Raw genomic sequence first — 11772 nt, forward strand, 5'->3', positions numbered from 1 at the left:
CAGTTCTGTCGCAAGACCGTAACAGGCCCTCATGGCAGAAGAGGCCGTTCGTGGCGAACGGACACCAAAGCGTCACAATCATTGCGGATGGGGTGGAAGCAGAGGAAGATCTCCTTGCTACACTGAATAAACCGGCCGGGAGTATGGCGCTATCTGAGGTGGATGCGCAGCCCGGCACGAGGTCCCGATGCAGACAAGACAACATCACATCTCGGACTTCAACGAACTGTCCGTCGAAAAACTCATCGGCTGGCTATCCTGCGCCGCTTGCGTCCTCCTTTGCCTGTTCGCCCTCAAACACTTCCTGGCAGCGAATTTTACGGTGGCGGCGGTTCTGGCCGGACTGGCGGTGGCCCTGATTGCCAATCTCCTGATCTACCGACTAACCCGGCGACTGCCGCAGTTGCAGTGGGGCTTTATCGGCCTGGTCTGGACCATGTTCGTTTTTCTGGTCCTGTCGGGTATCGAACAGGGCTCGGGCATTCTTTGGCTCTATGCGTTTCCGCCCCTGGTTTTCTATATCAGCAGCCTGCGGGTCGGCGCCTGGCTGTCGTTCATCGGACTGGCACTGGTAACACTGTTCCTGCTGCCCTTGAGGGGGATTATCGGCCATGACTACGACATGGATTTCCGCGCCCTTTTCCTGCTCAGTTTCGCCTTCGAAGTGGTCTTCTGCTACGTGCTCGATACCAGCCGGCGCAAGGTACAGAAACGTATGCTCGCAGTCCTCCGTGACCTGGACTTCGCCGCACGGCACGACGGCCTGACGGAGCTGTATAACCGGCGCGAGGCAACGCATCTGCTACAGCAGGAATTCGAGCGCTACCAGCGCTCCAAGCGCCCCTTTTCCATCCTCCTGATCGATATCGATCACTTTAAACAGCTTAACGATACTTACGGCCACGAGGCCGGCGATCTGGCATTGAAACAGGTGGCCCGAGTGCTGCGAGAAACCAGCCGCAAGGTCGACATGGTCTCTCGCTGGGGGGGAGAGGAGTTTCTGATTCTGCTGCCCGATACGTCTCAGGCCGACGCCAGCTCGATCGCCCAGCGAATTCGCCAGCAGATGGCAGCGTTGACGGTGCCCTATGGTGACGCCCGGCTCCAGGTCACACTGAGCGCGGGATTGACCGATATCGAGGGCATTCAGGACGTCGACGAACTGCTCAGAGTGGCCGACACACTTCTTTACGACGCCAAGGCGCAGGGCCGTAATTGCATCTGCGCACGCCAGGCGACCACAACAGCCAGCCATTCAAAAGACAGACCAGCCACTGGCTTCCAGCAATCGATATAACCCATAACGCCATCGCGAAGCCTCGGCATAAACACCATAGGCCACGCTGAAATGCTGACCCGGCGTATTGTGCCACTGCCGTTCGAACAGGGTCTCGGCATCGCGGATCGCATCGGTATCGCCCGGTGCAACGAGGCGGATATCGGTTTCCAGGTTGTAGTCATTGAGATTGCGCCGCGTGGCATTGGCGGACCCCAGGATCAATTCCGCATCGCGCTCTGGCCCGGTGACCAGCAGCAGCTTGGTATGACACTGCTCGCCATGTGTATCGGCCCAGCGAACAGGAATGCCTTCCTTCTGCAGTTCATGGGCGACCGGCCGGTTTGGGATTCCCCGTTTTTCGCGGCCGAAGGCATCACGATTCGGATCGAGCAATATCCGAAGGCGGACACCACGACGTACCGCCGCTTTCAGCGCCCGGACCAGGCCCCGGTGCGCCAGGAAAAACATGATCAGACGCACTTCATCACCGGCCCCCGCGCCCTCCAACGCACACAGCATGGCATCGCGGATACGAGATTCGGTCAACACCTGAAGGCCCACCTTCGCCTCCCGCTCTTGCGGGATCTCCGGCTCTTCGGCCATCGCAGCGCCAGAAAACCGGGCAACGGCAAGCTCCGTTCTCAACAGGTCATGCGCCGCCGCTCCCGAGAACACCAGGCCAACATTGTCATGAGCGCTGCTTGCATCATGCGGATTGGCGGACGTCACCAATCCACGCCATCCGTCACCCTCATCGACCACCAGGGTCTTGCGGTGATTCGCCTTAAAGTTCAATAACACCAGGTAGGTACGGAGGGTCACCTTGCCGGGGCCTACCGGATTGGGCAGCCAACCTCCCCGGCAGCTGTTGCCGAAGGGACGACAGGCAATCCGCCAGAAGACTGACCAGAGCGGATTCGAGTCCCGTAACCGGGTCAATCGCGTGTTTATGACCTGTACACCGGCAGCGGCCAGGCATTCGAGGTGTGGCGCCCTCATGCCGCCGTAGAGTGTATTGAAAGGGTCCGTCAGGAGCAGGATGTCGAGCTCGGGTAGCGCCCGCTTGCGTTCCAGCAGGACAGAGGTCAGTTCGTCACAGAGACTTCGGTGCCGCTCTGGCAATTTGCCCTGGAAGGGATTGAACAGGAACATGTCGAGGACGATGCGCCGACGGGCACCCCGGACCATGCGGATAATCTCGTCGAACAGTTGCTGATCGCATGCCCGACGCCCTTCCCCATCGACATAGGTGACGTCGGACAGGAAACGGACGCCGGATGCGGCTCGCAAGGGCGTGGCGATAGAGAGTCCCTTAGGCAGCGGTTTCCGTGTCTGATAAAGCGCCAGCAGGATCGCCGCTATCAGCAGCAGCCCGGGCGCCAGCCAATGAAGAGGCATCGATCATCCTTTGCACGGCGCTCGACCGGGCTTCACAAGCCATTCCGGGCACGGCCGTATCCGTTATCGACAAACAGGAAAGCCCGCAGGGGCTTTCCCTTCATTCTGGCGTGAGGGATTCAGGAGGCGCAAGGGCGAAATAGCCGTTGCGCAGCGCGAAGAAAAGCCGTCGTCAGCCGGCAATCTCGACGCCGTCGACCCGCCCCCATTTCAGGACATTGTCAAGGGCGCCGCTTGGCATGGGCGAACGGATATGGTGCCCCTGGAACAGGCGGTAACGACGACCATGCAGTGCCGCCAGCTGCTCAGCGGTTTCAACGCCCTTGGCCACAACGTCGAGTCCCAGGCTTGCGGCCATATTGTATGTGGCCTCGACCACCGCCCGACAGTTGTCGTCCTGATCCATACCCGCCACGAAGCTTTCATTGAGCTTGATCGCAGTGATCGGCAGGCGCTTGAGCTGTGCCAGCGAACTATATCCGGCACCGAAATCGTCAACAGCAAAACGGATGCCTCGCTGACTGATGTTCAACATGGCCGCCTCCAACCCGGGATAGTCATTGTGCAGGGTGGTTTCGTCGATATCGAACACCAGGCGATCCGCCGGCGCGCCGGTTTCGTCTAGGATCATGCCGATACGCTGGACAAAGTCCGGCAACAACAGATACTGGGCGCTGATATTGACCATCAGGCTGAAATCGTCGGCTACGGCAGGGTCCTTCGACCAGGTCGCCAACAGGCGGCAGGCCTCCCGGATGACCCAGTTGTCCACAGGAACGATCAGCCCGGTCTGCTCCGCCACAACAATGAATTCGTCCGGCATGCGCAGGGATTCGACATGGGGCCAACGGACCAGCGCTTCGAGGGAGTGCAAACGCCCCTCATCATCGGCCAGCGGCTGGAAATACAGCTCCAACGCATCGTCCTGCAATGCCGTTCGCAGTTCATTGTGCAGGCTCCGCCGGTATTCCGCTTTTGCCTGCACAGCATCGGAAAAGAAGTGAATCGTGTCGCGTCCTCCTTCCTTGGCATGGTACATGGCGCTATCGGCCTTCTGCAGCAGGTGCTCTGCCCCCATCCCATCCTCAGGATACAGCGCCAGACCTGCGCTGGCCGAAATGGAAATATCGAACTCGCCGGCAGAGACCGACTGGCGTACGGCCTCGAGAATCTTTTCGCCGACCCGGATGGCTCTCGCCATCGCCTCGTCCCTCGTGCCGGGCTCAGCACCCAGCAGGACGACGAACTCGTCACCTCCCAGGCGGGCAGCCATATCCTCGGCCCGGAGGATATCGTGAATGCGCTGGGCTATTTGGGTCAGCAGACTGTCCCCTATCCGGTGCCCGTGGGTATCGTTGATCTGCTTGAAACGATCCAGGTCAATGAACAGCAAGGCACCGAATCCCCTGATACGCCTCGCCCTCCCCAACTCCTGTTCCAGGCGGGTCAGCGCCAGTCGCCGGTTCGGTAGTCCGGTCAGGGGATCGTAAAGGGCCTGACGCTGAATCTGTGCCTCGAAAGCCTTGCGCTCGGAAATGTCCTGCCAATGGCTGACATAGTGCGTGATGCGGCCGTCCTCGTCGCGAACGGTGCTCACGGTCAGGAAGACCGGTAACTCAGAGCCGTCCCGCCGATGCTCGAGCAGTTCACCCGACCACTGGTCGTTGGAACGCAGATGCAGCCAAACGGGCTCATAAGGTGATTTTTCCGACGCCGCCTCGCGATCCAGGTCGTGTACCGAGCGCCCCGCCACTTCGTCGGCGTCATAACCGAACAGCTCGCAGAAGGCGCGGTTGACCCGAACGAACACGCCTTCCGGGCTGGTGATCGCCAGTGGATCCGCGGTTTCGAAGACAGAGGCGTTCAAGCGCAATTCTTCCTCGGCTCGCCGCTCCAGGGTCACGTCACGGGCCAGGGCGATGGAGCCGATCGTTTCATGGCCCAGACGGGTCAGCATCCGCGAGTTCCAACTCAGGGTGACCTGCTTACCCTGCTTGGTGCGAATGGTTGTTACGAGGTCTAGGGCCACAGAACCGCGTTTGAGGATATCCATCGCGCGGGAAAAGACGTAATTGCGGTAGGCTTCGTCGGGATACAGCTTGGCCCAGATATCGGACCGCCCCATCACCTCTTCCCGGCGATAGCCGCTGAGGCGCTCAGCGGCCTTGTTCCAGATAACGATACGACCGGCATCATCCAGCGTGTTAAGCCAGATATCCGCATTGTCGATAATACTGTCCATGTATTCGTTCAACGAACGGACCTGTTCAGCCACGGCGCGCTGCTCCCGGTTATCTCGCACGAAGACCAGTGTCAACGTCTGTCCGCGGAGATCTACGGTACTGGTACGGATCTGCACGGGTATAACGTTGCCTTCCTTGTCCTGAAGCATTCTGTCGCAGTTGCCCTCCGGCAACTTTTCACCCGATAACGGGCCTGAAGTCCCTTCCCCCCATAAACCGGCGAAGTGCGAGTCGCGCAATTCTTCGGGCGCATAACCCAACAAGGTGGCAAACGCCGGATTGACATAACGAATGCGCCCCTGTTCGAGCATGACAATACCGTCGCCCGCCCGCTCGACCATCATGCGGAACTTGGGCGGCGCTATCCCATCACGCCGCCTCCATCGCCCCTGGGCAGAAAGAAAGGCGCCTGCCATCAACGCCGTTCCGGCCACAGAAAACAGGGTGGAGTGCAGCTGCGGTGTCTTCAGCGACCCCCAAACAGCTGCCGCGACCAGCAACACACCGATGGAGCCAAGAGCCCATCGCAAAGCACGACGCGGCATGGGCACTATTCCTGAACCGATAAGGGTGGCCAGGGGTGATAGGCGCCACCGTATCCCAGGGAACGATTTACCGAGGCGAAGTTCTCGATAATGACGGGATTGCGCATCTCCGGAGCGGCCTGTATCGCCAGCACGAACAACTCCAGGCGGGTGTCCGGGTGCTCCCGATAAAGACGATTCATATCACTGTTGTCGATGGCCAGTGGATCCCGGCCGGCCGTGACATAGGAAATCGAATCCGGCCCGAGAACCACCGGCACCGCACTGTCGCTGCGCATGGCGTAAACGTTTTCATTTTCGTTGTAGATAGTGAAGGTAACCCCGGAACCACTGGCATCATCCAGCTCGATGCGCCCCACGTCGACCCCGCCTTCACTCTGCACGACCTTGGTCACGCGCCCGTGCCAGATCACCGCGCTGGCCCGCCCCTCCTGACGAATGCAGTCGGCAACCGCCTCCGCACGCTCCCGCCCCGTCAGGCTTTCCAGCAGGCGACCGATCCGCAAGGCAAGGCTCAGGGTTCCCGGCACGGGCGGCGTGCGCGTCAACAAATCACCCGCCATAAAGGGATACATGCTCATGCCCGCAATACCACCGAACGGCGAGGACATCACCAAACCGACAATCGCGTCTTCCGCCGCCACTTCATCGTCGACCCAGATGGTGCCGCTGTTGTAGCGGATTGCCGCCAGATCCTGTTCAGAGGGATTCAGGCTTTCACTGGCCACGACGGCAGGGGAGACCGGCATCCCGTTAGCCGCAAAGACCGTCAGGCTCAGCGTCGGAATCGAGCGCCCGGCCCCGTCGGCATCGACAACGGCAAACCCGGGACGGCTGCGTCCCAACTGTGCTGCCACGGTCAGCGGCGAAGCGCTGTTGATGGCGCCCACTTCGATGGGCAGGACCCAGGAAAAGCCGCTTTCCGGGAAACCTGCAAAACGGGGGTTAAAGGCCTTCAGCTGAAGGAGCTGCTGCTCCATCGCCTGATAGGCATGCGTCGGTGCGCGGGGATTGGTGGTTTTGAACAAGGCATCCGGGGCGCCCATATTGGCAGACGCCGCGAGCCAAGCTCCGGGCTCTTTGGCAATCTCATCCAGGTCGACCACTTTTACGTGATCCTGGTCGAGCACGCCTTCTTCGATGATTTTCTGCGCGACCTGATAGGAGCCACCGCCTCCAGACGCCAGCACACAAGCGCCCGCCACAATCGTATGCATCGTTTCCTTGTCAATGGTGAATGCCATGACCTCTCCTTTGGCAATGCGTCGTCGCAAACAAACCTTAAGCCCGTTTGCCAGGTTGACCCATTCAGACAGATGATCTCCAGAAATATAGTCGTTGGATACAGAACATCCAGAGGCAAATGGTGGAAAAACGTAAAATTATGTCCACCTCACCGACACATCGGTGACAAGAGCGGCTTTTCCGACAAACGGCAAAGTGTGGAACAATAGCGCCTCACCCCCGACAGAAGGCATAGCATCATGAGCGATCTGGTCACCTACACGCGGCGTGACGCAGTGGCAACCATTACTCTCAACAACGGCAAGGTCAACGCGCTATCGCACGAGGTGTTCGCTGAGCTCAATGCGGCGCTGGATCAAGCGGAAAGCGACCATGCTGTCGTCATCCTCACCGGCCAACCCGGCATTTTCTCGGCCGGCTACGACCTCAAGGAGATGACTCGAAGCCCGGAAGCCGCCGGCGCCCTGGTGGAAGTGGGCTCATCCCTGTCGCTGCGGCTGCTGTCCTTCCCGACGCCGGTGATCGCCGCCTGCTCCGGCCACGCTATTGCCAAAGGGGCCTTCCTGCTCCTGTCCAGCGATCTGCGTCTGGGGGTCGAAGGCCCCTTCAAGATCGGCCTCAACGAAGTGGCCATCGGCATGACCATGCATCACTCCGGCATCGAGCTTGCACGCAACCGTCTGCAGCCAGCCGCCTTCCAGCGCGCGGTGATCAATGCCGAAATGTTCGATCCGCAGGCGGCTGTCAGCGCTGGCTTCCTCGACCGCCTGGCGCCGGCCGACGCCCTGCTCGACAGTGCCCATGCCGAGGCTGCCCGGCTGGTCGAACTGGATATGAAGGCCCATCATCAAACCAAGCTCAAGGCCCGCGCCGGATTCCTGGCCAGCCTGAAAGACGCCATCGAAAAGGATGCCGCCCATCTCGGCCTGCGTTAATCGCCCGGCCCGGTCCGCCGCGTCCTGCGGCGGACGTCATTCCCCGCATATCACTCCCGGCCGAGACGCGATAGATCACATTGATCAAGTCCTTAGACCTTACTGTTATACCGCTACCACACCGAATACCCTACGCTGAATGTCAGACCTGTTAAAAATGACCACTGCTGACACAACGAACCACCAACACAGTGGCAACACCTATGTAGGGGGCATACATCATGTTGCTGTTCGAACGGCTTTCCATTCGTGTAAAGCTGATCGCCCCGGTCTTGGTGATATCACTGATGCTGGTCGGCTCACTGACACTGCTGGTTTTCCGCGTTCTGCTGCCGCAGATGAATCAGGCCTCCGAGCTGGAAACCGCCAACCAACTCACGCGATGGGCGCTGGCTGCGGCCAGAGCCGAAGCCAGCGAGCGGGGCCTCACCGAAAGCTACCTCTGGGGCATCATGGCCGGTCAGGCCAATCCGTCCCTGCTGGCCAGGGTCAAACAGCAACGCCAAGCTGGGGATGAAGCGCTGCAGAAAGCGCTCGCGCTGGTTACAGACCTCCCCCAAAACGACTATCTCGATGCAGCCCATGACCGCATATTACAAGACCTGAAAACCCTTAACGCCGCGCGCGACAGGGTCAACCAGTCGGCACCGGGCAAGGTCAGGGAAAAGCCCTGGGACTGGAAAGGGACCATCACAAACCTGATTACGACGACGTCAAACCTCCGTACAGCCGCCTTCTCCCCCACCAACTACCGACAGCGCGTCATCTACAACAATACCCAGTTGCAGCAATCCATCTGGCTCGCCACGGAATATACCGAGCGGAGCCGGGATATCCTGGCCAACGCCGCCGCCCAACACCTGCCGCTGGAGAGTGATGAAAAGTCCAAGGTCGCCCAGTACGCGGACGATATTGCCCGGCAACTGGACACCATTGGGCACCTGGGACCAGCCCTGCTGAACTCGTCGAGCAACACGCAACTGGCCAGCCAGTTCGACTCCGCCTGGAAAGCCGTACAGACCGTGGTTATGGGCAGCTACAGGAAGCTGAGCGACAGCATGCTGGATGGCGCAGGTTCCGGGAACTATCCGGTAGAAAAGGATGTCTGGGTGCAGCGTTCCGATAAGGCCATCGGTCTGCTCGATACCCTCAATCAGGCCGCCCAGGCCTCGGCCCAATTCGATGCGCAAAGCTCCAGCAGAACCAACACCCGCCTGTTCGTCCTGGTCGCCAGCGAAATCGGCGTCGGTGTCATCCTGGCCCTGTTGACCATCCTGGTCACGGTCCGCATCTCCGGCCGCGTGGGCCATGCCGAAAGGGGTATCGCCGCCGTCGAGTCGGAACGGGATCTCAGCCTGCGCCTGCAGGCAGAAGGGAGTGACGAGATCAGCCGGCTCGGACAGGCGTTCAATGCCATGCTGGAACGCTTCGAAGGCATCATCGCAGCGGTCAGAAAGGCGGCGACGGAAGTGGCCTCCGGCACGGATCAGGTCGCCAGCGCGTCAGAACAAACGGAACGCGGCGTGCAGGAGCAACAGGATGCCACCCACCAGGTGGCCACCGCCATGAACCAGATGTCCGCCACCGTTCAGGAGGTTGCCCGCAATACCGCCGAAGCCGCCACTCAGGCCGACAACGCGGCGACGGAAGCCCGCAGCGGCCAGTCGGTCGTCGATGAAACCATCAAAAGCATCCGCGCCCTGGCGGAACAGGTCCGAGCCGCCGACGAGACGATTCGCCAGTTGGAAAACGACAGCAAGGATATCGGCCAGGTTCTCAAGGTGATCAACGATATCTCCGAGCAGACCAACCTGCTCGCCCTCAATGCCGCCATCGAGGCCGCCCGTGCCGGAGATCACGGACGCGGTTTCGCGGTGGTCGCCGGTGAAGTTCGCACCCTGGCACGGCGCACACAGGAGTCGACCCAGGCCATCCAGGACATCATTGAGCGCCTGCAGACGCAATCTTCACGCGCCGTGGAGGCCATGAGCAGGGGTCAGGGCATGAGCGGCGCCTGCGTCGAGCAGACGCAACGTGCCGGGGAAGCGCTGGGCCGCATCGTTTCCACCGCCGAGCAGATCACGGACATGAACACCCAGATTGCCACGGCTGCCGAGGAACAGGCCAGCGTCGCCGATGAAATCGATCGCAACATCAACAGCATCACGCATGCGGCGGAACAGACCACGGAAGTCGCCCGTACGACCGTCTCAACCGCTGGCGACATCCGGCGGCAAATGGAGACACTGACCGAGCTGGTCGGCAGCTTCCGTATCAGCGGTTCTTAGGGCCCGCTACCGGACGGATCAGAGCAACAGTTGCCAGTATCCGACGTCGATCCAACGATCGAACTTCCAGCCCACTTCCTGCAGGTGGCCGACTTTGCGAAACCCCATTTTTTCGTGAAGGGCCACACTGCCCGCGTTCGGTAAGGTGATACCACCGAATACCGCATGGACGGGCCGCTGGCGCAGTGCATCGAAAAGCGCGCCATACAGTCGCGTCCCCAAACCGCGCCCCGACGCCCCCTCGGCCAGATAGATACTGCTTTCGACGGAATGGCGGTAGGCGGCACGCGGACGCCAGGGCGTCGCATAGGCATATCCCAGCAATTGCCGGCCCTCATAGCAGACCAGCCAGGGCAGCGTCGTTGTGACGGAGGCAATCCGTTGGGCCATCTCCTCCGGCGTCACAGGCTCCACTTCGAAGGTGATCGCCGTATTGAGAACATAGGGGTTATACAGCTCGCAGATCGCCGCCGCGTCATCGGGGGCGGCCTCGCGCAGGGTTGGAGTCATGGTTTCGCCTGAAAGGGTTCAAATCGGTGCTGCCAGCCTACCATGACGCTACCGGCAGGCAAGCCGGTCGACGGCATGTCCCCGTTCGACCGGCTGATTTTCCAGCGCAGGACCTTACCAGCGCAACGAACCGCCGGTCTGGTAATCGATCACCCGCGTCTCGAAGAAGTTCTTCTCCTTCTTCAGGTCCATGATTTCCGCCATCCAGGGGAAGGGGTTTTCCGCGCCCTTGAACTGCGACGGCAAACCGATCTGGTTCAGGCGACGATTGCCGATGTAGTGAAGGTACTGAGTCATCATCTCCGCGTTCATGCCCAATACCCCCTGAGGCATCGTATCCCGCGCATAGGCGATCTCCAGCTCAGTCCCCTCCAGCAGCATCCGGGTCGCCTCAGCCTGGAAATCCAGCGTCCAGAGCTGGGGGTTTTCCTGCTTGATCTGGTTGATCACATCGATCCCGAAATTCAGGTGCATGGATTCGTCACGCAGGATGTACTGGAACTGCTCGGACACCCCGGTCATCTTGTTGCGCCGTCCCATGGAGAGGATCTGGGCAAAACCACAGTAGAAGAAAATCCCTTCCAGTACACAGTAGAAGGCGATCAGGTTGCGCAGTAGCTCCTGGTCGGCTTCCAGGGTACCGGTCTGGAAGTTCGGGCTGCCCAGCGACTGGGTATATTTCAACCCCCAGGCCGCCTTACGCGCCACCGAGGGAACTTCACGGTACATGTTGAAGATTTCCCCCTCGTCCATCCCCAGGGACTCCACACAATACTGGTAGGCATGGGTATGAATGGCCTCCTCGAAGGCTTGGCGCAACAGGTACTGGCGGCACTCGGGATTGGTGATCAGGCGATAGATGGCCAGCACCAGGTTATTCGCCACCAGGGAATCCGCCGAGGAGAAAAATCCCAGGCTGCGCTTGACGATACGCCGCTCGTCCTCGCTCAACCCATCCGGCGAACGCCAGAGCGCCACGTCGGCGGCCATATTCACTTCCTGCGGCATCCAATGGTTGGCACAGGCATCCAGGTACTTCTGCCAGGCCCAGTCGTACTTGAAGGGCACCAGCTGATTGAGGTCGGCACGGCAGTTGATCATCCGCTTGTCGTCGACCTGTACCCGCCCGGCGTTCATGTCCAGTTCTTCCAGGCCGGGCGCCACCTCGAGCTGTCGCAACGAAGCGCGGGCGGCGTCCAGTAACGACTCATGACTGGCCGGTGCCTTCTCGGTAACCGGTTTGGGCTCCATCTCAGGCGCGGGTATCGCCGCCGCAACACCCGCCGTTTCTTCGGAATACTCGTTCCAGGAAAGTAGTGACATGACAAA

Annotated in this window: 8 protein-coding genes; 3 read left to right on the forward strand and 5 right to left on the reverse strand. The window is 60.4% G+C overall.

Going from position 1 to position 11772, the window contains the following annotated elements; translation table 11 throughout:
* The first annotated feature begins 187 nt into the window (after positions 1-187).
* Positions 188-1297 (forward strand): GGDEF domain-containing protein, encoded by a 1110-nt coding sequence (locus CLR77_RS04580; protein ID WP_097459374.1) that lies wholly within the window; start codon positions 188-190, stop codon positions 1295-1297.
* Here CLR77_RS04580 and CLR77_RS04585 read toward each other — a convergent pair.
* The 3 genes from CLR77_RS04585 to CLR77_RS04595 form a co-directional block, all read right to left on the reverse strand.
* Complete coding sequence (locus CLR77_RS04585; protein WP_097459375.1) at positions 1256-2677, reverse strand: phospholipase D family protein; 1422 nt, start codon at positions 2675-2677, stop codon at positions 1256-1258. The genes CLR77_RS04580 and CLR77_RS04585 overlap by 42 nt on opposite strands.
* A gap of 172 nt (positions 2678-2849) precedes the next feature.
* Complete coding sequence (locus CLR77_RS04590; RefSeq protein WP_097459376.1) at positions 2850-5465, reverse strand: sensor domain-containing protein; 2616 nt, start codon at positions 5463-5465, stop codon at positions 2850-2852.
* 5 nt (positions 5466-5470) lie between these two features.
* A complete protein-coding gene (locus CLR77_RS04595; protein WP_097459377.1) occupies positions 5471-6709 on the reverse strand; it encodes a DUF917 domain-containing protein in 1239 nt (412 codons plus the stop codon).
* A gap of 240 nt (positions 6710-6949) precedes the next feature.
* Here CLR77_RS04595 and CLR77_RS04600 point away from each other — a divergent pair, with 240 nt between their 5' ends.
* Positions 6950-7645 carry a crotonase/enoyl-CoA hydratase family protein gene (locus tag CLR77_RS04600; RefSeq protein WP_097459378.1) on the forward strand — a complete coding sequence of 232 codons (696 nt, stop codon included), beginning with the start codon at positions 6950-6952 and terminating at the stop codon, positions 7643-7645.
* Positions 7646-7866: 221 nt separating this feature from the next.
* A complete protein-coding gene (locus tag CLR77_RS04605; RefSeq protein WP_097459379.1) occupies positions 7867-9933 on the forward strand; it encodes a methyl-accepting chemotaxis protein in 2067 nt (688 codons plus the stop codon).
* A gap of 18 nt (positions 9934-9951) precedes the next feature.
* Here CLR77_RS04605 and CLR77_RS04610 read toward each other — a convergent pair whose 3' ends face one another.
* Positions 9952-10443 (reverse strand): arsinothricin resistance N-acetyltransferase ArsN1 family B, encoded by a 492-nt coding sequence (locus CLR77_RS04610; protein ID WP_097459380.1) that lies wholly within the window; start codon positions 10441-10443, stop codon positions 9952-9954.
* Positions 10444-10557: 114 nt separating this feature from the next.
* Positions 10558-11766 (reverse strand): ribonucleotide-diphosphate reductase subunit beta, encoded by a 1209-nt coding sequence (locus tag CLR77_RS04615; RefSeq protein WP_097459381.1) that lies wholly within the window; start codon positions 11764-11766, stop codon positions 10558-10560.
* Positions 11767-11772 lie beyond the last annotated feature (6 nt).

The sequence above is a fragment of the Mangrovitalea sediminis genome (assembly GCF_002514725.1).
In the GTDB taxonomy this organism is placed as follows: Bacteria; Pseudomonadota; Gammaproteobacteria; order Pseudomonadales; family Oleiphilaceae; genus Mangrovitalea; species Mangrovitalea sediminis.

Excerpts from the sequence above, each read along its gene's own strand:
- CLR77_RS04580 (WP_097459374.1), top strand. The coding sequence starts at position 188 with ATGCAGACAAGACAACATCACATCTCGGACTTCAACGAACTGTCCGTC.
- CLR77_RS04585 (WP_097459375.1), bottom strand. The coding sequence starts at position 2,677 with ATGCCTCTTCATTGGCTGGCGCCCGGGCTGCTGCTGATAGCGGCGATC.
- CLR77_RS04590 (WP_097459376.1), bottom strand. The coding sequence starts at position 5,465 with ATGCCGCGTCGTGCTTTGCGATGGGCTCTTGGCTCCATCGGTGTGTTG.
- CLR77_RS04595 (WP_097459377.1), bottom strand. The coding sequence starts at position 6,709 with ATGGCATTCACCATTGACAAGGAAACGATGCATACGATTGTGGCGGGC.
- CLR77_RS04600 (WP_097459378.1), top strand. The coding sequence starts at position 6,950 with ATGAGCGATCTGGTCACCTACACGCGGCGTGACGCAGTGGCAACCATT.
- CLR77_RS04605 (WP_097459379.1), top strand. The coding sequence starts at position 7,867 with ATGTTGCTGTTCGAACGGCTTTCCATTCGTGTAAAGCTGATCGCCCCG.
- CLR77_RS04610 (WP_097459380.1), bottom strand. The coding sequence starts at position 10,443 with ATGACTCCAACCCTGCGCGAGGCCGCCCCCGATGACGCGGCGGCGATC.
- CLR77_RS04615 (WP_097459381.1), bottom strand. The coding sequence starts at position 11,766 with ATGTCACTACTTTCCTGGAACGAGTATTCCGAAGAAACGGCGGGTGTT.